Source organism: Burkholderia sp. AU45251 (assembly GCF_030482905.1).
GTDB classification, from domain to species: Bacteria; Pseudomonadota; Gammaproteobacteria; order Burkholderiales; family Burkholderiaceae; genus Burkholderia; species Burkholderia aenigmatica.
Genome location: NZ_JAUJQH010000002.1, coordinates 310,212 through 335,247, shown reverse-complemented (window position 1 = coordinate 335,247; position 25,036 = coordinate 310,212). Strand labels below are relative to the sequence as shown.

The 25,036-nt window shown below is 65.1% G+C and carries 23 protein-coding genes and 1 pseudogene; 10 read left to right on the top strand and 14 right to left on the bottom strand.

All coding sequences use genetic code 11. The annotated features are described in order from the left end of the window. Positions 1-93: 93 nt before the first annotated feature. The 6 genes from cpaB to QZM67_RS08215 form a co-directional block, all read right to left on the bottom strand. Positions 94-933 carry a Flp pilus assembly protein CpaB gene (gene cpaB, locus QZM67_RS08240; RefSeq protein ID WP_089452632.1) on the bottom strand — a complete coding sequence of 280 codons (840 nt, stop codon included), beginning with the start codon at positions 931-933 and terminating at the stop codon, positions 94-96. A 35-nt stretch (positions 934-968) separates the two neighbouring features. Beyond that, positions 969-2,369 (bottom strand): ATPase, encoded by a 1,401-nt coding sequence (locus tag QZM67_RS08235; RefSeq protein WP_089452631.1) that lies wholly within the window; start codon positions 2,367-2,369, stop codon positions 969-971. A 32-nt stretch (positions 2,370-2,401) separates the two neighbouring features. Continuing rightward, positions 2,402-2,941, bottom strand: coding sequence for a prepilin peptidase (locus QZM67_RS08230; protein ID WP_301802201.1), 540 nt, complete (start codon positions 2,939-2,941; stop codon positions 2,402-2,404). Between the two features lie 28 nt (positions 2,942-2,969). Continuing rightward, complete coding sequence (locus QZM67_RS08225; RefSeq protein WP_301801742.1) at positions 2,970-3,176, bottom strand: Flp family type IVb pilin; 207 nt, start codon at positions 3,174-3,176, stop codon at positions 2,970-2,972. Positions 3,177-3,267: 91 nt separating this feature from the next. Next, positions 3,268-3,450 (bottom strand): Flp family type IVb pilin, encoded by a 183-nt coding sequence (locus QZM67_RS08220; protein ID WP_122949902.1) that lies wholly within the window; start codon positions 3,448-3,450, stop codon positions 3,268-3,270. A gap of 139 nt (positions 3,451-3,589) precedes the next feature. After that, positions 3,590-3,781, bottom strand: coding sequence for a Flp family type IVb pilin (locus tag QZM67_RS08215; protein WP_175020665.1), 192 nt, complete (start codon positions 3,779-3,781; stop codon positions 3,590-3,592). A 1,050-nt stretch (positions 3,782-4,831) separates the two neighbouring features. Here QZM67_RS08215 and QZM67_RS08210 point away from each other — a divergent pair. Genes QZM67_RS08210 through QZM67_RS08190 form a run of 5 tightly spaced genes read left to right on the top strand, consistent with a single transcriptional unit; the run spans position 4,832 to position 9,394 of the window. Continuing rightward, on the top strand, positions 4,832-6,070 hold the full coding sequence (locus tag QZM67_RS08210) for a glycosyltransferase family 87 protein (RefSeq protein ID WP_301801739.1): 1,239 nt from the start codon (positions 4,832-4,834) through the stop codon (positions 6,068-6,070). Then, positions 6,070-7,449, top strand: coding sequence for a glycosyltransferase family 87 protein (locus QZM67_RS08205; RefSeq protein ID WP_301801738.1), 1,380 nt, complete (start codon positions 6,070-6,072; stop codon positions 7,447-7,449). Before QZM67_RS08210 ends, QZM67_RS08205 begins: the two co-directional genes overlap by 1 nt. Positions 7,450-7,473: 24 nt before the next feature. Then, the gene (locus tag QZM67_RS08200; RefSeq protein ID WP_089452626.1) at positions 7,474-8,520 is read left to right on the top strand and encodes a glycosyltransferase family 2 protein; all 1,047 of its coding nucleotides are present in this window, start codon (positions 7,474-7,476) and stop codon (positions 8,518-8,520) included. A gap of 15 nt (positions 8,521-8,535) precedes the next feature. Then, entirely contained in the window at positions 8,536-8,919 is a 384-nt protein-coding gene (locus tag QZM67_RS08195) for a GtrA family protein (RefSeq protein ID WP_301801735.1), read from the top strand. 49 nt (positions 8,920-8,968) lie between these two features. Beyond that, positions 8,969-9,394 (top strand): hypothetical protein, encoded by a 426-nt coding sequence (locus QZM67_RS08190; RefSeq protein ID WP_301802218.1) that lies wholly within the window; start codon positions 8,969-8,971, stop codon positions 9,392-9,394. On the opposite strand, the gene QZM67_RS08185 is transcribed toward QZM67_RS08190, so the two are convergent. Genes QZM67_RS08185 through QZM67_RS08175 form a run of 3 tightly spaced genes read right to left on the bottom strand, consistent with a single transcriptional unit; the run spans position 9,395 to position 12,978 of the window. Next, the gene (locus QZM67_RS08185; protein WP_175020669.1) at positions 9,395-10,555 is read right to left on the bottom strand and encodes a thiolase family protein; all 1,161 of its coding nucleotides are present in this window, start codon (positions 10,553-10,555) and stop codon (positions 9,395-9,397) included. Positions 10,556-10,609: 54 nt separating this feature from the next. Beyond that, complete coding sequence (locus QZM67_RS08180; RefSeq protein WP_301801734.1) at positions 10,610-11,989, bottom strand: MATE family efflux transporter; 1,380 nt, start codon at positions 11,987-11,989, stop codon at positions 10,610-10,612. 11 nt (positions 11,990-12,000) lie between these two features. Further along, complete coding sequence (locus QZM67_RS08175; protein ID WP_301801732.1) at positions 12,001-12,978, bottom strand: alpha/beta fold hydrolase; 978 nt, start codon at positions 12,976-12,978, stop codon at positions 12,001-12,003. 109 nt (positions 12,979-13,087) lie between these two features. On the opposite strand from QZM67_RS08175, the gene QZM67_RS08170 reads away from it, so the two are divergent. Further along, the gene (locus QZM67_RS08170) at positions 13,088-13,654 is read left to right on the top strand and encodes a TetR/AcrR family transcriptional regulator (RefSeq protein WP_301802200.1); all 567 of its coding nucleotides are present in this window, start codon (positions 13,088-13,090) and stop codon (positions 13,652-13,654) included. A gap of 205 nt (positions 13,655-13,859) precedes the next feature. Here the strand turns inward: QZM67_RS08170 and QZM67_RS08165 are convergent. The 3 genes and pseudogenes from QZM67_RS08165 to QZM67_RS08155 all read right to left on the bottom strand — a co-directional run. After that, positions 13,860-14,292: pseudogene (locus tag QZM67_RS08165) on the bottom strand (integrase core domain-containing protein); the annotation flags it as partial. Positions 14,293-14,352: 60 nt separating this feature from the next. Beyond that, entirely contained in the window at positions 14,353-16,098 is a 1,746-nt protein-coding gene (locus QZM67_RS08160) for a DKNYY domain-containing protein (protein WP_301801729.1), read from the bottom strand. A 199-nt stretch (positions 16,099-16,297) separates the two neighbouring features. Further along, positions 16,298-17,173, bottom strand: a complete 876-nt coding sequence (locus QZM67_RS08155) for a LysR family transcriptional regulator (protein WP_301801728.1) — start codon at positions 17,171-17,173, stop codon at positions 16,298-16,300. 164 nt (positions 17,174-17,337) lie between these two features. Here QZM67_RS08155 and QZM67_RS08150 point away from each other — a divergent pair, with 164 nt between their 5' ends. Then, positions 17,338-18,282, top strand: coding sequence for a hypothetical protein (locus tag QZM67_RS08150; protein WP_175020673.1), 945 nt, complete (start codon positions 17,338-17,340; stop codon positions 18,280-18,282). Positions 18,283-18,330: 48 nt separating this feature from the next. Continuing rightward, on the top strand, positions 18,331-20,034 hold the full coding sequence (locus QZM67_RS08145; RefSeq protein ID WP_301801726.1) for a hypothetical protein: 1,704 nt from the start codon (positions 18,331-18,333) through the stop codon (positions 20,032-20,034). A gap of 208 nt (positions 20,035-20,242) precedes the next feature. Here QZM67_RS08145 and QZM67_RS08140 read toward each other — a convergent pair whose 3' ends face one another. Together QZM67_RS08140 and QZM67_RS08135 are read right to left on the bottom strand one after the other, a co-directional pair. Further along, positions 20,243-20,767: a GNAT family N-acetyltransferase gene (locus QZM67_RS08140; protein WP_301801724.1), complete on the bottom strand. Its 525-nt coding sequence runs from the start codon at positions 20,765-20,767 to the stop codon at positions 20,243-20,245. Positions 20,768-20,916: 149 nt separating this feature from the next. After that, positions 20,917-21,699: a DJ-1/PfpI family protein gene (locus tag QZM67_RS08135; protein WP_301801721.1), complete on the bottom strand. Its 783-nt coding sequence runs from the start codon at positions 21,697-21,699 to the stop codon at positions 20,917-20,919. Between the two features lie 195 nt (positions 21,700-21,894). On the opposite strand from QZM67_RS08135, the gene QZM67_RS08130 reads away from it, so the two are divergent. After that, positions 21,895-23,097: an AAA family ATPase gene (locus QZM67_RS08130; protein WP_301801719.1), complete on the top strand. Its 1,203-nt coding sequence runs from the start codon at positions 21,895-21,897 to the stop codon at positions 23,095-23,097. A gap of 4 nt (positions 23,098-23,101) precedes the next feature. Beyond that, positions 23,102-24,805, top strand: a complete 1,704-nt coding sequence (locus QZM67_RS08125; RefSeq protein ID WP_301801717.1) for a cobalamin biosynthesis protein CobT — start codon at positions 23,102-23,104, stop codon at positions 24,803-24,805. Positions 24,806-25,036: the final 231 nt, after the last annotated feature.

The following is a 25,036-nucleotide window of genomic DNA, read 5'->3' as shown; positions in this document are numbered from 1 at the left end:
CCCCGAGAGACCGGCGCTGCGCCGGTTATCGACTTCCAAGGCCGCCGTGTCTCAATGACGGCCGATCTGTTTATCTGGATGAATAGGTCTGCTTCAGAAACATTCGACGCTGCCCCGCACGCCCGTCAGCACGCCGACGCAGTCGCGCCGCACTTCCGGCGCCGCGTGCGATGCGACGTGCACGCGTACCGTCCGTACATGGACCGGTGCCGGCGGCGCTTCGGGTGCGGGCTCCTTGCCGAGCAGCGTCAGCTTGGTCGCGCCGTCGGTGTTCAGCGTCTTCTGGTCGACCTGGTTGCGCAGCACGAGCGACAGCGTGCCGACGCTGCGTGCGAGGTCGAGCCGTTCGGCCTGGTCGGGCGTGACTTCCAGCGTGACCGCGTTGACGACCTTCGGCGCCGTGTCGTCGCGGCTGACCTGCTGCGCGACGGCGAGCACGAGGATGTGTTCGAGCACGATCTTGGAGATGCTCTGCCCGTCGGTCTTGCCCTGCTGTTCCTGCGTGTTGACGATCACGTCGACGTAGTTGCCCGGCAGCGCGAAGCCCGCGACGCCGACCACGTCGTTCACGCGCACCGTGATCGCGCGGCTGCCGTCCGAGATCACCGCGGACAGCCCGCCCTTCGTGCCGACCGGCGCGAGCTTCGACTCGATCACCGGCTCGTCCCGCGACAGGCTGGTGCGGACCACGCGCCCTTCGAGCGACTTGGTATCGGTGAACGCGCCGGTCGGCACGCTGCCCGACGGCCAGTTCACCATGTGGATCTGGTTCGGCCCGAGCGGTTCGCCCAGGTTCAGGTCGGTGGCCGCCACCGCAACCGGCGTGACCGAGCTCGTGGATGTCTGCATCAGCCAGTGGGACGCGAACAAGACCGCGGCAAGACCCGCGACCATCGCGACGACCAGCATCATGACCGCTCGACTGTTTTTCATGGCAATGCTCCTCGACGAATCGTGAAAGAAACCGCTCAACCGGTGACGCTGGTGCGCCCGCCGCGCTCGACGGGCGGCGGATGGCCGCCGTCCCGTTCAGGCGCTGAACCGAAATAGCTCGCCCAGGCGTCGTACAGCGCGTCGTGCGTCACTTCGGGCGGATCGCCGCGGTAACGCGCGCCGGCAGCCACGAGACGCAACAGGTCTGCCGGGAAACAGGCGAGAAACGCCTTGCCGGTCGGCAGGTGCAGCCGATGCAGCAGGTAGTCGAATGCGTCGTGTGCCGCGACGAGGCCCAGCGACGCGCAGGCCGCGTCGAACAACGCGCGATAGTCGTCGATCGACAGCGCGCCGACGTGCAGCTTCGAGCCGAGGCGGCGCAGGAACGCGTCGTCGCCCAGCTGCTCCGGCGACAGGTTGCTCGAGAACACCGGCCAGACGTCGAACGGCATGACGAAGCGGTTGCCGGATTCGAGCGTCATGAAATCGACGCCGCGATCGAGCGGGCGCAGCCAGCGATTGAGCAGGTCGCGCGGCTCGACGCGCTGGCGGCCGAGATCGTCGACGACGTACATGCCCATGTTCGCCTTCATGTGCGGCGGCGCCTGGTAGAAGCCGGCGGCCTCGTCGCGGCGCAGGTCGAGTTCGTCGAGCGTCAGTTCGCCGCCGGACATCACGACCGGCCGCTCGCACAGACGCCAGCGGCGATCGACCGACTGGCCGCCGGGTTGCGATGCCGCGTCGACATGCACGAGCGGATCGTAGATCTGGATCACTTCGCCAGCCGCGCAGATCGCGTGCGGCACCGGCACGTACCCGTGCATCAGCGAGCCGAGCCGCTCGGCGAGAAAGGTCTTGCCGCTGCCGGCCGGGCCGTAGATCAGCAGCGGACGGCCCGCGTTCAGCGCCGCGGCCGCCGCGTCGAGCACCGCCGTGTCGATCACGATGCCTTCGAAGGCGGCCCACACGTCGTTCTGGCCGATGTGCAGCTTGCGCACCGAATGCGCGGCCACGCATTCGAGATACGCGTCGAGCGTCACCGGCGCGGGCCCGCTGTAGCCGCTGCGCGCCCGTTCCTCGAGCGCCAGCACGCGGCCCGCGTCGGTCAGGCGGAACGTCACGTCGAGATCGGTCGCACCGCGATGGGTGAGTTCGACGAGGTGCTCGCGCACCAGGAATGCAAAGACGTCGTCGAGCACCGCGAGCGGCAGGCAGTGCCGCTCGACCAGGTCGCCGTATGACGGGCGGCCGAGCATCAGCGTCGACTTCAGCACGAGCCCGGCGACGAACGTCTTGCTCAGTCCCGTGTCGTCGAGCGAGCGCGGCGCCGCGGGCAACTGCGCACCCAGCTTCGTATGCGCCTCCCGCGACGGCAACGGATCGGGCAGATGGGCCACCTGCGCGTCGCGTCTCGGTTCGGTATGGTTCGTGTTCATGGTCGTTCCGTCCTCGTTGCGGATGCGTCGCGCTACGCGTACGACGCGAACAACATGGCCAGCGTGCCGGCCGCGATCGCTACGCCATATGGCAGCGAGCCGACCGACGCAATTTCCGCGGCGCCGTCGGCGGCCGCCGCACCCTTGCCTTGCGCATGCCGCGCGATCAATGCGCGGACGTTCTTCCCCATCTGGCGCATCCGCCCGCGCAACAGCACGACCGCGAGTGCACCGATCCCGCCGGCCACGAAGGTGGCCAGCACGATGTAAAACGTCATTTGCGCGCCGACCCATGCGCCGATCGCGAGCATCAGCTTCACGTCGCCGGCCGCCATTCCGCGCAACAGGTAAAACGGCAGCAGCAGCGCGAAACCGGTCGCGGCGCCGGCCAGCCAGCCAAGTGCGCCCGCCACGACGCCGTGCAGCAGGCACTGGGCGACCAGCGCGCCGGCGAGGCCGAGCGCGACGAGGCGGTTCGGGATGCGGCGGGCCGCGATGTCCGTGCCGGCCGCGGCGACCGCGAGCAGCGTCACGCACAACGGAATCGGGTAAGGCGGCGCAACGGGTAACATGGCGAACCTCACGGAGCGGATCGAAGGATCAGGAAACCATCGCCAGCGCGGTGGCTGCGGCGGCCATGACGGCCGTTGCGATCACCACGTACGTATCGGCAAGCGAGCCCCGCAGCGTGACGACGCTGCCCAGCACCGCGACAGCGAACATCGCGGCGAGGAACGCAGACTCGATCGACGTCACGCCCCGTTCGTCGCCGAACCTGGAGCTTGCGATACGCACCCTGGTTTGCATGATGGTCTCCGGTTCCGGGTGATCAGACGGGTGGGAGCGGCTCGAACGCTGCACCGGCCGAGCCGTCCGCACGCCCTGCTTGTCGACGGCCTCAAACGGCCGAGGTCAGATCGGCAGCGATCGTGGTGAACACGGTCTTGAGTTCCGTGCCGACCGCGGTGACTGCGACGATGATGCCGACTGCGATCAGTGCTGCGATGAGGCCGTATTCGATGGCGGTCACGCCGTCTTCATCGCGAACGAAACGAGCGGCTTGTTGAATGAACTTGGACATGATGATCTCCTTGCGTGGTTACTTTTAAAGCCCTCGGGTGCCGGCTGGTCGGATGACCATGCATCGATACGTCGAGGCAGGTGTTGATGCCGTGTGGTGCCGACGAGCGATTCGGATGCGCCGTTCGTCGTACCGTCCATCAAAGTGCTGTTACTGCCGAGTCCAGAGTCGAGGCGATCGTGCTGAACACGGTCGACAGATCCGTACCGATCGTCGTCAACGCGGCGACGATGCCGAGCGCGATCAGCGCAGCGATCAGGCCGTATTCAATGGCCGTCACGCCGTCCTGACCTTGAACGAACCAAGCGATCTTTTCGATGACTCTTTTCATAAGCACTCTCCATTCGGACTGCTATGTAATACCCTTCGTCTCTCATGACGTCGGGACGGGCACCACCGGCACTACTCGAAAAATCGGAACGCGCCGCTCAGCTGCGGGAACGGGGATGCACACCCCTGTCCGTGCGAACGGGTATCAATGAGGCAGAGAGCCAGAGAGGCGTGTACGGTGCGACCGGCCGGATGAACCGCGCGATCCGATCGACCGGAACGGCACGACTGCCGTTCGACGCATGGAATCCAGTTGAACGGGAGACAAACTCCCGGCAAAGCTGCAATGTGTCTTTAACGCGGTTTGCGAGCCGCACTGTGCTGTGGTCTTTCATTTTTATTCCCCATATGCTGCCATGCCGATTTCTTATTGCCCTGAAGAGACCGGGTCTCATTGGTCATTCGACGAACGCTGCGTGGTGAATCGACCTGGAGCTGCGTGTTCCCCGACGCGCTCCGGCCTTCCTTTCCGCAGGTGATTCCGAAGCTGGTTCCGTCTGTCTTTTGCCGGAACCGCCCGGTCGTCACCTCGTCGACTGCCGTGCCAACGCTTACGCAAAGAGCAGGCCACCCAGGGCGAAATCCAGGCGCATCAAGGGTTCCGGCGATGCCCGCGTTCGTCGGCCCACGGCCCGATGCGAGAAATGTTTCAGAATTGATATAGGTTTGTCCGCAAGCGTTGTAAGCCGGAACGCCCGCAGCCGCGCTGCGTCAAGGATCAAAAATTTTTACTCGGGATTTTCCCGAACGCCCGCAGCGGCCCGCATCTCACGCGATCGGCGGGACGCGGCCCCGGTCAAAATGACGGAATGTTTCAACGCAGAAACAAAAATACCGAACACGTCGATTACTCATACCTGAAAACCCGCTTTTCGCGCGTCTCGCCGGACAATCTAAATACCGGCTTTCAGTGCGTGGTTTGCATCACGCGATTTTTTCTTCAACAATGAATTCACCGGACAACGCCATTTCAGGGCGATTCGATCCGCAGGCACGACAACATGAAACGGCTGCGACAGACCACGCAGCCTCTACACACAGACGGGGAATCATGTACACAGCCAATCGTGGGACGCGCGTTCGCGCCATCCGCTGTGCTCAATGGCTGACAGCCGACCGGATCATTCCGTACAGCTGCATCGTGCTAATGCTCTTCGTCGCATTGCTGGCCGTATGGGGCGTCGTGACCGATGGCTTTACATCGAGCGACGTTACCCGTCCTGGTGTCGATTTCTCGGTCTTCTGGACCGCATCGCATCTCGTGTTGCAAGGCCATGCCGCATCGGCCTACGACCCTACGTCATTCCTGCAGGCCGAGACCGCGCACTTCGGTGCGTATCTGCAGCATCGGCCGCTCCCCTGGCTCTATCCGCCGACGATGTTGCTGTTCATCGCGCCGGTTGCCCTTGTGCCTTTCCTGCCCGCTTACCTCCTTTTTTCCGCGGGCAGTCTTTTATGCTACGCGTTCGCCGTCTCGCGGTTGTCGGGATTGCGCGCGCATCTTCCCGTGCCGCGCGCCACGGCGCTCGTCATGATCGCGTATTCGGCCGTGTGCCTGTCCGCACTGTTCGGCCAGAACAGCATCCTGACCGCCGGCATCGCCGCACTCGCGCTGCATCTGCTCGGCAAGCGCCCGATCGCGGCCGGCGTGTTGATCGGGCTGCTCGCGATCAAGCCGCAGCTGGCCGTGGTGTTCCCGTTCGCGCTGATCGCCGCGCGTGCGTGGCGCGCGTTCGGGGCGGCGGCAATCAGCGCGGCGCTGTTAGCCGCGGCCGGGATCGCGCTGACCGGTGCCGGCGCGCTGCATGGGCTGGGCGCAGCCGTGTCGACGGTGCGCGACCAGCATTTCATGCTGCCGTCGTACTGGCTCGCGTCGCCGACGCCGTTCGCCGCGCTGCGGCTCGCGGGCGCATCGGTGGCGGTCGCGCTGACCGCGCAGGCGGTGGTTGCGCTGCTCGCGATCGCAGCGACCGTCGACGTGTGGCGCCGCACGCCCGACATGCGCTTGCGTGGCGCGGTCCTGTCCGTCGCCACCTTGCTGATTACGCCCTATCTGTGGCACTACGAACTGACCTGGCTCGGTATCGCGATCTTCTGCCTGATCGCCCACGGCTTCGATGAAGGCTGGCTGCCCGGCGACCAGGGCGTGCTCGTGCTCGCCTGGCTGCTGCCGATCTTCGAGATGCTGAACCGGTTGATGAAGCTGCCGCAGATCGGTCCGATCGTGCTGCTTGCCGTGCTGTTCGTCGTCGTTCGCCGCACCGCGCAGCGCTCGCCGCAGAACGCGTGATGAAGACGCCCCTTTCCATTCGCCATGCCCATCCCGCGATGGATGTGCATCCGGAGCTCCCGATCGCAGGGCCCCGCCGCTATCCGCACTGGCTCAATCGCGATCGCGTGCGCGCCTACGCCACCGGCGTGTTGCTGACCGAGTTGCTGTTCATCGGCATCTACATTGCCCGGGTGGCCTTGCATCATGCCGCCGCGCTGGCCCCGCTGTCGCAGGATTTCTCCGCAATCTGGAGCGCCGCATGGCTCGCCGCGCACGGGCGTGCCGCCGACGTCTGGCATTTCGACGCGTTGTTCGCGATCCAGCAGATCGCCGTTCCGGGCATGAATCTCGAGAACGGCATGCTCCTGTGGCTCTATCCGCCCAGCATGCTGTTGCTGGTCTTGCCGCTGGGCTGGCTGCCGTATATGGCGGCGGTCGTGCTCTGGCTCGGGATCACATGCGTGCTGTTCGCCGCCGTCATTCATGCGACCGTGCAGCGCGGCACCGCGTGGCTGTGCGCGCTGGCCTTCCCCGCCGTCTTCGTGACCGTCATCGTCGGGCAAACCAGCCTGTTTACCGCCACGCTCGGCGGCCTCGGCCTGCTGCTTCTGAATCGCCGCCCCGTCTGGGCCGGGATCTGCTTCGGCATGCTGATGATGAAGCCGCAGGTGGCCATCCTGATCCCGCTCGCGCTGCTGTGCGCCGGCCAGTGGCGTGCGCTGGCCGCGTGGGCGGCGACGATTGCCGCCTGTGTCGCGCTCGCCACGCTCGCATTCGGCACCGACTCGTGGCTTGCGTTCGCCCACGCGATGCGCGAGGTCTACCAGGTCGTCGGCGCCGGCCACGCGAAGCTCGCGCGGATGCCCACCGTGTTCGCGCTGGCCGCGATGGCGGGCTGGCCCGCCTACGTCGCCAGCGGGCTTCAGCTGCTGTCGGCATCGATCGCGGCTATCGCCGTCGTCTATGCCTGGCGCGGCGCGTGCTCGTATGCGCTGCGCGCCGCGACGCTCGCCTGTGCCTGCCTGCTCGTCAGCCCCTATCTGTATGACTACGACCTGACCTGGTACGGCATCGTGATCGCGTGGTACGTGCGCTATGCGTGGACGCACGGCTGGCGGCGCTTCGATCGCGAATGGCTGGTGCTGCTGTGGCTGATGCCGTTCGCGGGCCTCGCCGTCGTGCCGCATCTGTCATTCCAGTTCATGCCGCTCGTCACGCTGGCGTCGCTCGGGCTGCTCGTCGGCCGGATCGCCCGGGAACGACACGACGTGCCGTCGATGCCGGACGCAAGCGACAACTCGACCGAAACCGCGTTCACGCATCAGGCCAGAACGCACCACCGCCCGGCGTACGGATTGCGCCGCACCGGCAGACCGACTATCGGCGCCCATCGGTGAAGCGACATCACAAGGGGAATCATCATGCGGGAACCACTCTTTACACCGCTCGTATCGCTGGTCGTGCCGTTCTATAACGAAGGCGAAGCCGTCGAACGCTTCTTCGACATCGTGATTCCGCTGATGACGTCGATCGACGCGATCCGTTTCGAGATCGTCTGCGTGAACGACGGCAGCCGCGACGACACGCTCGAGCGGCTGATCCGGATCAGCACCGGCGAGCGGCGCGTGCGCGTGATCGACCTCACCCGCAACTTCGGCAAGGAAGCCGCGCTGACGGCCGGCCTCGACGAAGCCGTCGGCGACGCGGTGATCCCGCTCGACGCCGACCTGCAGGATCCGCCGAGCCTGATTCCCGTGATGATCGAACACTGGCGCGACGGCGCGGAAGTCGTCGCCGCGAAGCGCAGCAACCGCGCGTGCGATTCGTTCGCGAAGCGCACGGCGGCCGCAATCTACTATCGCGTGCACAACATGCTGTCGGACGTGAAACTGCCGGAGAACGTCGGCGATTTCCGGCTGATGGATCGCAAGGTCGTGAACGCGTTGCGCAACCTGCCCGAGCGGCATCGCTTCATGAAGGGGCTGTTCGCGTGGGTCGGCTACCGGACCGTGATCGTCGAATACCAGCGCGACGCGCGCAGTGCCGGACACTCGAAATTCTCCGGCTGGAAGCTGTGGAATTTCGCGCTGGAAGGCATCACCAGCTTCAGCACCGTGCCGCTGCGCAGCTGGACCTACATCGGCGTCGGCATCGCCGCACTCGCCTTCCTGTACGGCTCGTTCATCATCTTCCGCACGCTGCTGTTCGGCAATCCGGTGCTCGGCTACGCGTCGCTGATCTCGGTCACGCTGTTCATCGGCGGCATCGAGCTCATCGGGATCGGGATCGTCGGCGAATACGTCGGGCGGATCTACGACGAGTCGAAGCAACGGCCCGTCTACCTGATCCGCCGCCGCTACCAGACGCACAGCAAGGTGATCGAGCTCCCGGTCGCACGCGATGCGCGCCGCCAGATCGCACGCCGGCGCGTGCAACCGACCCGTGCGCGGCTCGGCAGCGTACGCTGACGCGCACCGACGGCCATGATCGCCCTGCTTTATGCCGAGCGCACGCGGCTCGTGCGCTTCGGCGTGTCCGGGTTCTGCTCGACCGCGATCCACGCGCTGGTCGCGGCGGCAATGTTCGCGCGGTTCGACGCGACGCTGGTGACGGCGAACGCAATCGCATTCCTCTGCGCGACGGCGTTCTCGTATCTCGCGAATACGCTGTGGAGCTTTGCGTCGACGGTGCGCACGCGCAACATGGTGCGCTTTCTCGCGGTCACGCTGGTCGGCTTCGCCGAAACGCTGCTGCTCGCGCGGGCGGCCGAAGCGCTCGACGTGTCCCGCGGGATGAGCATCGTCGCGATCGCGCTGGTGATTCCGCCGACCACCTTCGTGCTGCACCGGCTCTGGACCTACCGGTAAGCGATCCCGCCCCGCTCCTGCATTCCCGGAAACAATCCGGCAGTCCGTCATGTTCACGCCGAACGCGCAGGGCGGCACGATCCGGCGCTACCGGCTGATGAAGGAGCTGCAGATCGGGCTGACGGTCGCGATGTTGCCGGTGGTCGGGATCGGCGTCGATGACGTGTTCCAAATCTGTAACCGGCTGCAGGCGCATCTCGAGGGCGGGCAGGACATTTGCCACCCCGGCACATTCATGCCGTTGGCCCGTGAGGCTCCACGTTCCTTTGCTCCGGCGCTCACTGGCGGGACGCGTTCATATTGTCGGAATGGCCGGCCTGCCGCCGCTTGCGGCGCGAGCCGCACGATGTCGCGGGCCGGGCCGAGTTGCGATCGAGCGTCGCAAACACAACCCGGATACGAGGCCGTGGACGTCGGTGTTCGGGTTCCGCCTTTTCAACGAGTTCTTCAGCGGGGTCGAACCTCCGAGCACTGACTACACCGCTTCGAGAACAGTCGCGATCCCTTGTCCGCCACCGATACACTGCGTGGCAAGTGCGTAACGACCATTGACACGGCGCAGCAGCGTCGCTGCCTTGGCCGTGATCCGCGCGCCGGTTGCGCCGAGCGGATGGCCCAGCGCGATTGCTCCGCCGTCGATGTTGGTTCGATCGGGATGGATACCGAGCTCGCGCATACATGCAATCGCTTGCGAGGCAAAGGCTTCGTTGATTTCGATCACATCCATGTCCTCGATGCGCAAGCCGGCGCGCGCAAGTGCCTTGCGCGTCGCGTGTACCGGCCCCATCCCCATGATTTCGGGTTCAAGGCCCGCAATTGCGGTCGACCGTATGCGGGCGAGCATGTCGAGCCCATGCTGTCGCGCGAATGCTTCCGACGTGACAAGTACGGCAACTGCACCATCTGTCAGAGGCGAAGCGGTACCCGCCGTTACGGTTCCGCCTTCCCCGAACGCAGGTTTCAGCGCAGCGAGTCCTTCGAGCGAAGTCTGCGGACGCAGACAGAGATCGCGATCGATCACGGTGCCATCGGGCGTGGTAACCGGCACAAGCTCATCGTCCAGACGACCTTCGGCTTGCGCGAGTGCAGCCTTGCGCTGAGACTCGGCGGCGAACGCGTCTTGTTGCTCGCGCGAAATCGTCCAGCGTGCCGCCACGTTTTCGGCCGTGATGCCCATTGGCGTGTACGCCTGGGTCGGCACGTCGGCATCGGGACGTTCTCTCGACGCGAAACGCGGATTCGGAGACGCTGACAAGCCGCCTTGCGGCACCATCGTCATGCTCTCGACACCGGCCGCGATGAACGCTTCGCCGGCACCGATGGCTATTTGTCCGGCTGCCATGTGGATGGCATACATCGATGAGCCGCAAAAGCGATTCACGGTCGCGGCACCGATTTGAACGGGCAGTCCGGCGAGCAGCGATGCGATACGTGCGACGTTGTCGCCCTGCGCGCCCTCGGGATAGGCGCACCCCATCAGAACATCCTCGATCAGGCGTGGATCGATTCCGCTGCGTCGGACCAATTCGGCAAGTGCGACGGCGGCGAGATCATCCGGGCGCGTTGCGTGAAAGGGCCCCTTGCGTGCAAATGCGAAAGGCGTGCGAACATAACCAGCGATGACGGTACGATTCATTTCACCATCCTCCAAATATGGCTGATCGATAAAGGCAGGTCGTTGCGTGGTCCGTCACGCCTCGACCCGAGTCCAGATACGTTTGGGCACCATCGTGGCCGCGCACACCAGCGCTGAGCCGACCGTCCCCGCTGCGATGAAGGCGGATAGCGTCTCCATGCCGCCACCCAGTTGATTGACGGCCAGCCATCCACCGCCGGCCGCAATGAGCAAGCGAGCCGTTCCACCCAGGATTGTCCAGAAAGGACGGCCGATACCCTGGGCTGCAAACGAGAGGATGAAAGACACGCCGACCAGACCGTAGAGTGGCGCGATGGTCCTCAAATAGAGGCCCCCGAAGTGGGTCGCGGCCGTGTCATGCGTGAACAGGCCCAGCCAGACAGGGGGATGGATGGCGACGACCAGCCCGACGATCTGCGTGAAGCCGGCTCCCATTGCAATACCGAGCCATGTGGCTCGTCTGGCCCGCGCGATGTCGCCCGCTCCCATGCACGTCCCGACGACGGTCAGCACGGCGGTACCCAGACCGAACAGCAGCGGGATCAAGACGTAGTCGAGTCGTGAAGCGATGCCGTAGCCGGCCAGCGCAGCCTGGCCGAAACGCCCGACCACCGCGGTCAGCAATACGACCATCAGATTCAGTTGCAGTGCGCCTATCGACGAGAGCGCCCCGACCCGAAGAATGTCCGCAAAGAAACGTCGATTCAGCGGCGCGCGCGTCAGGACCAATCCGGCGTGCCCCCTGGCCATGTAGACCAGAAGCGCGACGGCGGCAATGCTGTAATAGAGGGAGACGGCAATGCCCGCACCGGCAATGCCCAGGCCGGGTACAGGGCCGATGCCGAAAATCAGCAACGGCGAAAGCGGGATCAGCACCAGCGCACCGGCGAAAGTCGTGATCGCGGGAATCTTGACGTTGCCGCTACCTCGCAGGGCTGCACACAGCAAGTTGACGATCCAGACCGGTATGGCGCCGGCGAATACGTAGTTTGAATAGGTCACCGCCGCGGCAAGTCCCGATCCCCGGCCGCCGAGTGCGGCATACAGCTCGGGACCGCAGCACCACGCCAATATCGTGAAAAAGCCGCCGAGCGCCACGGCCAGGACAACCGCATGCAGGACGATCGCATCAGCTTCGAGCCGTTTGCCGCCGCCAATTGCTCGAGCCACGGCGGACGCAACGCCACCTCCGATGCCGCCGTTGGACATCATCGTCATCAACATCGAGATCGGGAAGACAAGCGACACGCCGACCAGCGAATCGGTACCGAGAAAACTCACGTACCACGTCTCCAGCACGCCGACGAATGTCTGGGCAATCAATACGGCTACGGTGGTTATCCCGAGCGACAGCAGGGTTTGAAACAGAGGGCCGCCCAAAATGCGAGCGCGACGTAGCGCACCGGCATCGGGCTTGTTTGAAGTCTGGTCCATATGCATCGTCCCTATTCCCGGTTGGACAGAAACGACAGCAACAACTGATTGACCGCATCGGGCGCTTCTTGTTGTGCGTAATGACCGATTCCGGCAATCAGGTGTTTTCCCGTCAGGTTGGGCACGTTACGTTCGAGCGTCTCGTATTCCTCCTTCGCCATCTTCAGCACGCCATCCAGTTCACCTGCGATGAAGACCGTGGGCTGGAGGATGCGCGCGCCGTCCAGGAACGGCGTCAGCGCCCAGTTCCGATCGAAGTTCCGATACCAGTTGATGCCGCCCCGGAAACCCGACATCTTGAACTGTGCCGCGAAGTAGTCGAGTTCCTCCGTCGTTAGCCACGCGGGTTGCTCGTCGGGGAACACGAGACTGTCGACAAGACGACTGGCTTTGTCGAAACGGACGAAGCTGGAATGGCGATGTTTTTCACTCAAGCGAGCCTGCCCCGAGGCCGAATACAGAATGCCCAGCAAAGCGCGTCGAACGTCGGCTTCCAGCTCGCGCTCTATCCGTTCGGGCTCCTGAAAATACTGTTGATAGAAATGCTGCTCGTGCACAAGCAATTGAAGGCGGACGGACGGCCGCAGTGTCTGGCGTGGCAGGTATGGCACGCTCAGTAAAGCCAGTTTGCGGAACATGTCAGGGCGAAGCAGTGCAGCGGGCGCTGCGACCATGGAGCCCCAATCGTGCCCGACGAGAATGGCGTGTTCTTCCCCCAATGCATGAACCAGCCCGACCAGATCCGCCACGAGATTCAGGACGTTGTATGCGTCGATTGTTTGCGGTGCATCGGTGTCGCCGTAGCCTCGCTGATCCATTGCGGCAACCCGGTACCCGGCCCGCGCCAATGGCGTGATCTGATGGCGCCACGAAAACCACGATTCAGGCCACCCGTGACAAAGCAGGATCAGCGGCCCCGAGCCCTGCTCCACGTAGTGCATGCGAATGCCGTTGGTATGGACGTATCCATGCTTCCAGTCCTGTTCCACTTCCGCCCCCTTGCACAAATAAGAGTATGATCGACATCCAATTAGAGTACGAATAAACTCTAAGTGTCAATGGAAAGTTTTAAGCGGAGCGCTCAGGCGCGTGATCGATATGAGAAAGTCCAGGGAAGAAGCAAACGAAACCCGCAAGCGGATCGTGGAAACCGCCGCAAGGGAGTTGCGCGAGAAGGGCGTGGTCGGCGCCGGGATTGCCGACATCATGTCGGCTGCCGGCCTGACCCCGGGCGGGTTCTATCGGCACTTCGAGTCGAAGGACCATCTCGTGGCGGAAGCGTGCGATGTCGCCAGCGCGACGCTATACGAGACGCTCGCGTCGTTCGTGCAGGGGAAGCCGCCGCGTGAGGCGCGCCAGGAGATTGCGGAGCGTTACCTGTCGGTCACGCATCGAGACAATATGTCGATTGGCTGTCCGTTTGCGGCGCTGGGCGGAGATATGGCGAGAGCCGACTCGCGCACACGGCAAGTCGCGACGGACAGGTTTCTGCGTCTCGCGGGTCTCTTTGCGGAACAGTTGGGGGGCACGGAAGCGAGCAAGCGTGGCAAGTCACTGGCGGCCGTGTCAGCGATGATCGGTGCGCTGATGATGTCGCGCGTCGTCGATGACGAAGCGCTGTCGCAAGAGATACTCCAGGCCGCTCGGGATGCGCTGTGCAAATGACGCGGCAATGTCTTTTCCGTATCCCGTGAGTCGATCCACGCGCCGCCCGTTCCGGTCGCACCGAGCATCTCCTCGAGCACGGTCGGCCTTCGGGCTCCTCGCGTTGAGTGACGATGTGCAAAATGCGCTCTATCGTCATCGACAATTGAAGGCTGCGTCGCGCGGTCATCCCCCCGTTTTCCACGGGGTTCAGAACTAGAAACCAAGCGGCCATGGCCAGCCGCTGTTTTGGCGTAAATCCGCCCAGGGCCATGTTTGGGCGGTCATGATTGTCAGTCCACATCCAGTCGGTCGCGAAACGCTGCACGGGGTCCAAGTCTTCCCAGTGGTACAGCGACAGCCATTCGTACCGCACGGTCCGGTCGAATCGCTCGACATACGCATTCTGCTGAGGCTTCCCCGGCTGGATGTCGTCACGCCTGATCGGCGTCCATCTTGCGCGGCCGGGCATGTTCGGCTGCCAACGCCTTCATCCGCGCGATCAGCGAGACGTCCATGCCGCCGTATTTCGGGCGCCACTCGTAGAACGTCGCCGTGCCGATGCCCAGTTCCCGGCACCGGTCCGGCACCGACGGCCCCGACTTCACCCGCTTCAGCGCGTCCATGATCTGGCTGTCCGTGAATCTCGACTTCTTCATTCCGGAGAGCCCCCTCAACGAGAAAATTCTACTTCCGATCCCGCTGGTTTTTCGGGGGGATTACCATTCGACCGGCCTCTCGAATTCATAGCGCCGGTGCCGGTCGTGAGCTGCAGTCCCACCGTCCGCGACAAAACTGGCCGCATCGGCGTCGGGAATCTGTTCGGCGCGGAAATAGACGACCTTTCCCTGGCGCGCGTAATCGGAGTCAGCCAGCACGTCGAATTTCGTCGGATCGGCATCCTGAATCAGCTTTTCGCAGTTATAAACGCGATTTCCGTCCGTCCAGAAGAACGAACCCATGAATTTGACGGCTTCGGGAGTCGAGCCCGGGATGACCTCGCCATTTAGCCAGACATGCCGCGTATCCGCACTGATCGTCGCGTTCGGCAGCGCGCACATGATCCGGAAATCTGCCGGCTCCGCATCCCGCAAGATATGCAGGTCGGGGCTGAACTCGTGGTCATCCGAACCATCGCGAAGCTGGTAAACGTGGCGATTGTCTGCATATAAATCGTAGCCAAGATACCGCAGCGTAGCGGCATCGAGTTGGCGCTTGATTGCATATCCATTACGGAAAAACTGTCCGTTGTTGCTGCTCAGCCCGCCCAAATACGTTGTCATTCCCGGAAGGGCGCCCTCCATGCGGATCAGGCCTCGATCCGTCTGAACATAGACCGACTTGCCATCTTCAAACAAGCCGTCTTTTACATGGACAAACGATGCGCCCTCCACCTGGGTCGGGCGAAGATATTCGAAGTTGTATATCTTTTCCCATACTGGAACGCCGCCCTGCGCTTGAATGATGCGCAAGACGCTCCTGACGTTGCCTTTGGTATTCCCGCCATTGGGGTAGTCCGCGTGACCGAAAATATTCCCCCCGTTGGGATAATCCACGTTCGCGACCGTCCACACGGTGTCGCCACAGCGCAATAGCGGCTCCCCATCCGAACTGAAGGGCCGCCAACCCTGCATGGATGCGCCCGATTCAAGCGATTGCACCGGCACGACGTCCACCATCGGCTGGTGATACCAGATCTGGCACGCGTCGGCATAAAAGGCCGAGTCCATGGCGTTGGCTGGCGTGACCCGGCGAAAGGTTTTCGGGTCTGCGTTTTTTACCACGGGGTCATCAGAAGAGCCGCCGTAAACGTGCTCGCCATCGGTCCAGAAGAACCGATCATAATCGTAGGGCGCTTGCGGGCTGGCTCGTAGCGCACCCAGTGCAACCTGCTTCTTCAGAGCCCGTGCCAATGGAGGGAACAGCGCGTCCACGAGTTTGTCCGGGTCGCCGAAGTTCTCTTGACCGATCCACTCATCGAACCATTCGGGGGATAACTGCGCATTGACAGGATCGGGCACGATCCGCGAGGCCTTTTGACTGATCTCGATGCACAGAATATCGGCGCCCGTGTCAAACAAGCGGATGAATGACGGCGTTTTTGCCGTGTATGTTTCCGCAATACCTCGCAGCAACGCGCAGAAAGACAGCGCCGACTCCATCACCCCCGCTTCATCGCCATACTGAAAGTACACCGCAAAACGAAGCGCTTTTGATTGTTTGTCGTAGTTGCAATGAAGGTGACTATCACCCAGCCCGAAGCTGTCCACACAATAAGCAACCAATCCGTCAGCGACGCTGAGGTCCGCCGACGTTGCCGCTTTGGAGATACCGGAATCGCCGCGATACACTGAACCTGGCCAATCGTCGAATGCCGTGGCAGAAAGTGGCACGGATTTCAGCCATCGACGCAACGCCGCCTCACTGATTTCGACATCGGCCAGTACGAAAAGTGGTTCAGCCATTTGTTTGCATTCCTTTAATAATTACGTGCTGTCGTGGACGTGGCACTCGCTATTCATGCGCACCCATCTCCACGGTCCGGCAACCGGCTGCCGCTTCGCCGATCATCGCGTCCCGGTGCAATAGCCCGGTTTCGCCGGGCATTCGAATCGGCTTGAACACCCGATCCGAAACCTCGATAGCGCGGCGCGCTGCGCTGCACTAGCGCGTGAGCAGCGCGCCAGCCTGCCGGCCGAGCACCGCGCGCAATGCGTCGAGTTCGGGCAGCACGGCCGCTTCTTCCGGCGTGACGAGATAGGTCGTCACGCTGTCGAGATCGTCGAACGCGTGTGCACGCAGTTCCTTGCGCGCCACATGCTCGGTCGTGATCCGCTTCGGCAGGATCGCGACGCCCATGCCGGCGGCCGCGCAGCCGAGGATCGCACCGAACGTGCCGAACGACGCCACCGACTCGATCGCGATGCCACGCGCCTTCAGCCAGTGCTCCGCCACCGCGCGATACGGGCAGCCGCCGTGAAACGCGAGCAGCCGCACCGTGTTGTCGGCCAGCACCTGCCGGCGCGTAACCGTGGCCGCGCTCACCAGCACCATCTCTTCGGCAAACGCCGGCTCGTAGCGCAACCCGGGCCGGACGACCGCACGCGCCGTGAGCGCGGCGTCGATCCGGCCGCGCAGCAACGCATCAGCCAGATCCGGCTCGCTGCCGATCTGCACCGCGAGGCCGAGCGCCGGATCGCGCGCCCTCAACGCAGCGGCGAGCGCCGGCAGCCGCGTGGCCGCCGTGCTTTCCATCGCGCCGAGCCGGAAACTGCGCGCGACCGGCGTCTCGCGCACCACCTGCGTCGCTTCGTCGACGAGGCGCAGGATACGGTCGCAATACGGGATCAGCCGGCGCCCGGCGTCGTTCAGCACCAGCCGCTTGCCGTACCGGTCGAACAGCGGCGCGTCGAGCGACGCTTCGAGCTGGCGCAACCGCGCGGTGACGTTCGACTGCGTACAGGCGAGCCGTTCGGCCGCGCGCAGCGCGCTGCCCTCCTGAACGACGGCCCGGAAGGTTTCGAGCAGCGGGATGTTCATATCACTTTCTCTTGTTACGGAATCAGCTTATATCATTTTACTTCGCTCATCATCCGGATTAGCCTGCGGATATCCGGTACCGGCCCGCCCTTTCGAGTAAACCGCATGCCATCCGCCGTCTGCCCCGGCTTCACCGCCGTTCACCACCGTCCCGAGGCGCCCCCGTGCGCGCGCTGATCGCCGCGCTGGTGCGGCGCGGCCCGACCGTGCTCGCATGCGGCGTCGGCCTCGGGCTGCTGGTGCCGCCGCTCGCGGACCTCGCGCGGCCGCTGATGCCCGTCACGGTGTTCCTGTTCGTGCTCGGCACGTTGCTGCGCATCGAGCCCGGCGTGGTGCGTGCGGTCGCGCGGCGGCCAGCCGTGTCGCTGTTGCTGCCCGCCGCGACGATGATCGCGTGCCCGGTCGCGCTCGGCATCGCCGCGCGGCTCGCCGGCATGCCGTACGACTGGGTCGTCGCGCTGGTGATCGCGTACTGCGCGCCGCCGTCGAGCGGCACGTCGACGATCGCGCGGATGCTGTCGCTCGACGCCAGCGTCGCGCTCGTCGCGACCCTCGCGTCGATGGTGTTCGTTCCGATCACCGCGCCGCTGCTGACGGCCTGGTTCAGCCACGATGCGGCCGTGTCGATCTCGCCGCTGAATCTCGCGTTGCGGCTCGCGTTGCTGATCGGCAGCGCCGAGGGTGTCGCGCTGCTCGTGCGGCGGTTCGCGGGTTCGCGGCTCGACCGCTATGCGACACCGATCGATGCAACCGTCGTCGCCGCGCTGCTGGTATTCGCGCTCGGCACGATGGCCGGCATGCAGCAATCGATCATCGACGCGCCGCACCGCGCGTTGAGCGCGATCGCACTCGCGTTCGCCGTCAATGCCGGGTTCCAGATCGTCGCGTACGGGCTCACGCCCGGCGACGTGCGCACGCGGCTCAATGTCGCGCTGATCGTCGCCAATCGCAACGTCGGCCTGATGTGGGCCGCGCTGGGGCTCGCCGCGACGCCCACCATGGCGCTCGTGTTCACGTGCGCGCAGTTGCCGATCTATACGCTGCCGCGTGTCGTCCAGCATCTGCTGCCGCGTCTCGAAGCGCAACGCCTGCGCCGGCGTGCGCGCTAGCCGGCATGCGCCGCGCGATTTCCCGACCCTTACCCGCCTACGTTCGCCATGACGACCCTGTTCTCCGCCGACTATCCGCGCACGCTGCGCACGTTGACCGACCGTTTCACGGCCGGTACCGCCACTCGTGTCGAGGCCTGGCTCTTCGAAGACGAAGCGGCGCGCCGCGATGCCGAGCGCACGCTGGCCGCCCGCGGCATCGACGCGGTGTTGCGCAGCGCGTACAAGCCGCTGGTGCATTTCTTCATCGAGGAATTCGCACCGCCGCGCGCTGGCCGGATCGTGATCCGCACGCCGGCGGGCGCACACCAGCGGTTCCGGCTCGAAGCGTATCCGCTCGCGGGCTGGCTCGCGCCGCTCGAATTCGCGTTCGAGCCCGGCGACGACCCGGCGCACTATCTCGTCGAAGCCGACGGAGCGACACACCGCGTCTTCGCGCCGAATGACGCGACCGCGTCGCCGTGCGGCTGGCTGCGCGTGTGGAACGGCAGCACATTGATCGAGGACGTCCCGCTCGTCACCGAATTCGAGGCGGCCGCCGCCGCGACGCTGGACGCGCTGCGCGCGCATCCGTGGCCCGACCATGCGCCGTTCTTCGACATCCTGCGGATCGCGATCGCCACGTCGGGCATCGAACGGACGCTGCCGTATGGCGAGGAACTCGTCAGCACGCTCGACGCATGGCACGAAGACGCATACTACGGCGCAACCGAATTCTTCCATGCGCTCGCGGGTCGCGACGCGTCCGACCGGACGCTGCAATCCGGGCAGATCGTGCCCGACATCACGCGCGCGCAGGGCGATACGACGCTTCGGATCACGCTTGAAACGCATGGGCGCGCGGCGACGGCCGAAGCCGCGGCCACCCCGGGCGAAGCGCTTGCGTCGCCGGACGCGCTCGCCGCGGTTGGCCAGCCGCTGTCGCCGCCCGACGTCGATCGCGCGCTCGACGCGCTGCCGGGAGAACGGTTCGCCGCCACGTCGCATCAGGGGCGCGGCGTGAACGGCATTCATGTCCGCGGCGCATTGCCCGGGCTCGTCATCACCGCTGGCCAGCATGCCAACGAGACGTCGGGCGTCGTCGGTGCGCTGCGGGCTGCCCATGCGCTGAACCTGCGCCCGGATGCGCATTACGCGCTCGTGCCGCTCGAGAATCCGGACGGCGCCGCGCTGCATCACCACCTGCGCGCCACGCACCCGACGCACCTGTCCCATGCCGCGCGCTTTACCGCGCTCGGCGACGACCTCGAAGCCCGCACGCAACCGCCGTTCGGCGAAAAAGCCGCCCGGCTCGACGCGATCGAGCGCACCGGCGCGCGGCTGCACCTGAGCCTGCACGGCTACCCGGCGCACGACTGGACGCGGCCGCGCAGCGGCTACATCCCGCGCGGCAGCGAACTCTGGTCGATTCCGAAGGGCTTCTTCCTGATCCTGCGTCACCATGCGGGCTTCGACGGGCGGCCGTTCCTCGACGCATTGACCCGCGCGTTGGCGCAATCGGATGAACTCGTGGCGTTCAACGAACGGCAAATCCACGCGTGGCACGCGCACGCAGGCGATCTGCCGTTTCCGCGCATCAACGGGATTCCGTGTCATGTGGTCGAGGATCATCGGTCGACCGTGCCGTTCACGCTCGTCACCGAGTTTCCCGACGAAACGATTCAGGGCGACGCGTTCCGGCTGGCGCACACGACGCAGACGCGTGCGGTCGAACTGGCCGCCGAGTTGTACTGGGCCGGCCTGCTTGGATGACCGGCACGTTCGGATCTTCGTCACACAGGAGACCCGGGGCGGAACGGCAGAAGCGGTACCCCGGTCCGCAGAAAGCCGCACGGAAATGGGCGAAAACCGGGTGCCGTGCTCGGCAGCGCTACACCGCCGCCCGGTACGGCGGCCCTTTCATGGGCGGTGAGTTGCCGGTCAGCTTACGCGTCGTACGCAAAATTGCGGACAGGCACCGTCACAAGTCACGCCCCAACAACTGCCCCGGCCAACCGTCCACGTCGAAGGTTGAAATGCGCTCATATCCGCAGGACTCGTAGAAGCGCGCCAGCGCGCCAGTCCCGCCGCCATAGCAGTCCACCCGCAAGCGCCCCACCCCGGCAGCCCGGGCGCGCTCATCCGCGAAGGCCATCAGACGCCGGCCGACACCGCGCGCCCGCGCATCGCGCGACGCAACCAGCACGCGCACATAGATTTCCGGCTCGGTCGCGGGCGGCACGTAGGGCATCGACTCGCCGAGGATCAATGCGCCCAGGACGCGGCCTTCCCGATCCTCTGCCACCCACGCGTCGGGCAGCGCACACGCTTCGGTCACGAGCGCAATCCGCTTGGGTTGCGTCGACCACGGCTCGCGGCCCCATTGCCCGTCGTTGCCGATGGAAACGAACCACGCAATCACGTCATCGAAAATCCCCAGCACGGCCGGAGCATCGAGCGCACTGGCACGACGAATCACGCGGTCGTCCGTTCCTGTCTCAGTCACGTTCCCCCTCCTGCGTCTGCGTCATCGACCGGCGCACGGTTGCAAAGCCCGGGCGCCCGTCGAGCGCCACGGTATCGACCCGGCTCTCGGCATCCGCATAGAGCGCTGCCACGAGCCAGGCCGTCCATTCGACACGGTGCTTCAGAACTTCAATCGGCTTTCTTCGAGAACGGATCCATCGTCGGATTGTCGTTCCATACGTATTCGGTTTCGCGTGCGATTTTATCGGCAGTCTGGCGGTTGTAGAGCTTTTCCACGAGGCCGATAGCCATATCGGTTCCCGCCGAAACACCCGACGAAGTGACATATTTCCCGTCGATCACCCAACGTGCGCTTCCTTGCCAAAGCACGCTACGGTCCTGATTGACGGCGAATTCATAAGCCAGTTTATTGGAGGTTGCTCGACGACCTTTGAGAATGCCGGCCTTCGCCAGAATCGCCGATCCGGTGCACACGGCGGTCGTCCATTCCGTTCCCTTGTCCTGCTTTCGAAGGAATTCGAGCAAGGCGGGATTGTGTACCTCTTTGCGCGCACCCATGCCGCCGGGCACCATCAGAATGTCGAATTGAGGCGCGTCGTCAAACGAATACGTCGCGTTCGTCTCGACGCCCTGTGCCGACTTCACCAGCCCGCCATGCTGAGAAACCATGACGATCCGATAATCGGGCAAATTGCCCCACATCTCCACCGGCCCGAAGACATCGAGCGTTTCGAATTCGTCGAATAAAACGATTCCGATTGTTTTCTTTTGCATCGTCGCGGTCTTCGATGTCTTGTTCGCATCCATCTGGGCAGCGGAATCCTGCGAACGATTGGCGGCTTCAGCGGCTTGCAGATTATTTACACCCACCATCCCGCCGAAGAAAATAACCCCGGACGCAACTGCGGCCGAAAATAGTCTGGAAGCAGCATGATGAAATACAGGTCTCATTCGCATTTTATTTTAAGGGGGCCTTTGGATCGCCGGAAGCTTACAAGAAGATTCATGGCCGTTCAATCGGGTAGCAAGCGCGACGCACCCGGCTGCGACAAAATACCGCGAATGCCGCCTTTCACGACAAAAATATACAATCGACGCGCTACATCGCAGGCACGAAGCGCCGGCCGCCCACTCTCGCTCGCCACCATGAACGCACCCGCTGATTCCCTCCCCTCCGCCTCGTCGGTACTCGGCGTCTATCGTCAACTGGCGGACCCGTCCGCCGGGCAATGGATCGTCAGCCGCTCCGAACGCGCGCACATGTACCGCATCCAGCATCACCGGCCCGATGGCAGCACGTCGGTCGATACGGTCGTCGATGCGGACAACCTCGATGCGAAGCTGCACAAGTGGATCCAGGAAGGCTTCGTCCGGCGCGAAGCCGGCGACCGTGCGGCGCCCGCTCATCGCGGCGAGTTCATGCAGGACCTGCGCCGCGCGCAGTCGTCGCGCCCCGTGACGGCTGGCAGCGCAACGCACGTCGCGCACGTGGGCGGCGTGCCGATGCCGCGCGGGCCCGGCGGGCCGCTCGTGCCGCCGCCGAACCCGGCCTACCTGTTCACCGCGCGTGCGACGAACGTGCTGGAAGACATCGTCGAGAACCGGCGCATCCTGTTGATCGGCCACACCGGCACGGGCAAGACGAGCCTCATCGAGCAGGCCGCCGCGCTGGCCGGCCACGGCGTGCTGCGTTCGAACATGAACGGGCAGACGACGGTCGGCGATTTCGTCGGGTTCTGGACCGTCAAGGGCGGCGAGACGATCTGGGTCGACGGCGTGCTGCCGACCGCGATGCGCGACGGGCTGTGGCTCATCGTCGACGAGATCGACTTCGCGGAACCGGCGATCCTCGCGGTGCTGACCGCCGTGCTCGAACCGGCCGGACGCCTGTTGCTGAAGGAGAAAGGCAACGAGATCGTCGTTCCGCATCCGTCGTTCCGGCTGTTCGCGACCGCCAATGCGGTGGGTGCGATGGGACAGTTCCGCCATCTGTACCAGGGCGCCAACGTGATGAACGAGGCGTTTCTCGACCGCTGGCGCGTGTACCGCCTCGACTATCTGCCGCCGCCCGACGAGGCGCGCGTGCTGCAGCGCACGTTCGGCGCGGCCATGACCGTGGCGATGGCCGACACGCTTGCGGCGATCGCCGCCGACTGCCGCGCCGCGTTCGTCCGCGAGGATCTGGCCAGCGCGTTCTCGACACGGCGCCTGATCGACTGGGCCGAGCTGATGCTGCGCACCGGCGATCCCGAGTCGGCCGCCGGCCCGACGATCTACGCGAAGGTCGGCGCGGACGACGCCGACCTGATCCGCAGCATCATTCGCCACTACATCGACGTCGAGGCCTGACGCGATGGACCGGGACGACGACGCGCGGTCGCTCCACCTGACCCGGCTCGCCCGCACGCTCGCGCAACGGCACGGCATCGAGGTGCGGTTCGCGCGCCACGGGCCGGTCGCGCAGCGCGACCTGCTGGTGCTGCCCGACACGCTGCTCGCCGGCAACGTCGACGACGACGCGATCATCGGCCTCGTCGACCTCTACGCGGCACGCACCCGCTTCGGCGCATTCGATGACATTGCCGCGCTGGCGTCGCCCGCGGTGCGGGCCATTGCGCAGGCGATCGACGACCGGCGCGCGGCCGCTCGCCTCGCGTCGATCTATCCCGGCGCAATGGCGTTCCTGCGGCGGATGCGGACGGCATCGGCCGCCGACACGCTTCCCCGGTGGCAGCGAATGGCGTGGCGCGACAGGCTGGTGTGGCGCATCGAACGTGCGCTGTGGGACGAATCGCCGTCCCCCATCGAGCGCGTGCAGTCGCTCGATGCGACGCTGGCCGCGTCGGGCGATCTCGTCGACGAAGCACATGCCGCGACCTCGACCGCCGACAGCATCCGCGCCGCGCACCGGATCGTCGAACGCGTGCGCGCGCTCGCGTCGGCCGGCGCGAACAACATGATGTTCACCGCCGATCCGGGCAGCACGATCGACAGCGACAGCATCGTCGCCGAATTCGAATCGGAAGGACCGGGCGCGCCGGACGACGCACGTGCGCCGGTTTCGGCCGAATCGAGCGCCGGTGCGATCGCCGACACGGAATTGTCGGCCGAAGCGCCGACGCCGGGCGACGCAACGCCCGGCACGATCCGTCTGTCCGTGGACAACCGGCCACTGCTGTCGGTCCCGCTGACCACCGCGTTCGACACGGTGACGGATTTCACCGGCCAGGGCGAACCGGCTCGCTGGCACCGCCTGCGAAGCGCGGCCCGCGCGCAAACCGAGCCGCTCAAGCTGCGACTCGAACGCGCGTTGAAAGTGGACGAGCAGACGCGCTGGAAGCGCGAACAGGAGCGCGGCGCGCTCGACCGGACGTCGCTCGCCCGCCTCGTCACCTCGCCCGGCTATCGCACGCCGTTCCGCGTCCGGCGCGCGGCGCCCGGGCGAGACGCGGCCGTCAGCCTGCTGATCGATTGCAGCGGGTCGATGGCCGGCAAGAAGATCGAGCTCGCCAGGCTGTGCGCGGCGGCGCTGTGCGATGCGCTGACGCAGCTCGGCTTCGCGTGCGAAGTGCTCGGCTACAGTTCCGTCGAGGATACCGCGATGCGCGCACACTACCAGCGCTGGATCGACGCGGGCCGCGACACCTTCGGCTATAACCGGTTCGTCGAACGGCTCGACCTGCGCGTCTACAAGCGGTTCGATTCCGACAATCCGAGCGGCCTCGCCTGCATCGAATGCGGCCACGAGAATCCCGACGGCGAGGCGTTGAGCTGGGCCGCCGAGCGGCTGCTCGCGAAGCGAGCGCAGCGGCGCATCCTGATGGTACTGTCGGACGGCTATCCGGCAACCGGCGACGGCAACCCCGCGATCCTGCGCACCGACCTGCGCGCACGCGTCGATGCGCTGCGCGAGCGGCGCGTCGAACTGATCGGCGTCGGGATCCTCGACGCTTCGGTCGAAGCGTTCTATCCGGTCAGCAGCGTGGTCGAGCGCCTGCACGAGCTGCCGGGCGCGGCGTTCAATGTGCTGAGCGATACGTTGCTGGACCGGCGCTAGAGGCTCGATGCAGACTTCGATTCGCACGGGCGTCACATCGGACGGTGAACATCGCCGATGGCAGACTCGAATCGCTGCCGTCAAGCAGGCCCCTGCGTTCCGTCGCATTCGATCTGCCGACCGGTTCCGGTGCGCACGCGGCCGGCAGCACGAATCTTGCTCCGCGCCCCATTTCGATTTTCAACTCGACGGCGGATTCGGCTGCATCTTCCTGCTACGGTCGGCCGCCGG

Bases quoted from the DNA above. Each gene is read 5' to 3' on its own strand.
- cpaB (WP_089452632.1), bottom strand. From the start codon at position 933: ATGAAAAACAGTCGAGCGGTCATGATGCTGGTCGTCGCGATGGTCGCG.
- QZM67_RS08235 (WP_089452631.1), bottom strand. From the start codon at position 2,369: ATGAACACGAACCATACCGAACCGAGACGCGACGCGCAGGTGGCCCAT.
- QZM67_RS08230 (WP_301802201.1), bottom strand. From the start codon at position 2,941: ATGTTACCCGTTGCGCCGCCTTACCCGATTCCGTTGTGCGTGACGCTG.
- QZM67_RS08225 (WP_301801742.1), bottom strand. From the start codon at position 3,176: ATGCAAACCAGGGTGCGTATCGCAAGCTCCAGGTTCGGCGACGAACGG.
- QZM67_RS08220 (WP_122949902.1), bottom strand. From the start codon at position 3,450: ATGTCCAAGTTCATTCAACAAGCCGCTCGTTTCGTTCGCGATGAAGAC.
- QZM67_RS08215 (WP_175020665.1), bottom strand. From the start codon at position 3,781: ATGAAAAGAGTCATCGAAAAGATCGCTTGGTTCGTTCAAGGTCAGGAC.
- QZM67_RS08210 (WP_301801739.1), top strand. From the start codon at position 4,832: ATGTACACAGCCAATCGTGGGACGCGCGTTCGCGCCATCCGCTGTGCT.
- QZM67_RS08205 (WP_301801738.1), top strand. From the start codon at position 6,070: ATGAAGACGCCCCTTTCCATTCGCCATGCCCATCCCGCGATGGATGTG.
- QZM67_RS08200 (WP_089452626.1), top strand. From the start codon at position 7,474: ATGCGGGAACCACTCTTTACACCGCTCGTATCGCTGGTCGTGCCGTTC.
- QZM67_RS08195 (WP_301801735.1), top strand. From the start codon at position 8,536: ATGATCGCCCTGCTTTATGCCGAGCGCACGCGGCTCGTGCGCTTCGGC.
- QZM67_RS08190 (WP_301802218.1), top strand. From the start codon at position 8,969: ATGTTCACGCCGAACGCGCAGGGCGGCACGATCCGGCGCTACCGGCTG.
- QZM67_RS08185 (WP_175020669.1), bottom strand. From the start codon at position 10,555: ATGAATCGTACCGTCATCGCTGGTTATGTTCGCACGCCTTTCGCATTT.
- QZM67_RS08180 (WP_301801734.1), bottom strand. From the start codon at position 11,989: ATGGACCAGACTTCAAACAAGCCCGATGCCGGTGCGCTACGTCGCGCT.
- QZM67_RS08170 (WP_301802200.1), top strand. From the start codon at position 13,088: ATGAGAAAGTCCAGGGAAGAAGCAAACGAAACCCGCAAGCGGATCGTG.
- QZM67_RS08160 (WP_301801729.1), bottom strand. From the start codon at position 16,098: ATGGCTGAACCACTTTTCGTACTGGCCGATGTCGAAATCAGTGAGGCG.
- QZM67_RS08155 (WP_301801728.1), bottom strand. From the start codon at position 17,173: ATGAACATCCCGCTGCTCGAAACCTTCCGGGCCGTCGTTCAGGAGGGC.
- QZM67_RS08145 (WP_301801726.1), top strand. From the start codon at position 18,331: ATGACGACCCTGTTCTCCGCCGACTATCCGCGCACGCTGCGCACGTTG.
- QZM67_RS08135 (WP_301801721.1), bottom strand. From the start codon at position 21,699: ATGAGACCTGTATTTCATCATGCTGCTTCCAGACTATTTTCGGCCGCA.
- QZM67_RS08130 (WP_301801719.1), top strand. From the start codon at position 21,895: ATGAACGCACCCGCTGATTCCCTCCCCTCCGCCTCGTCGGTACTCGGC.
- QZM67_RS08125 (WP_301801717.1), top strand. From the start codon at position 23,102: ATGGACCGGGACGACGACGCGCGGTCGCTCCACCTGACCCGGCTCGCC.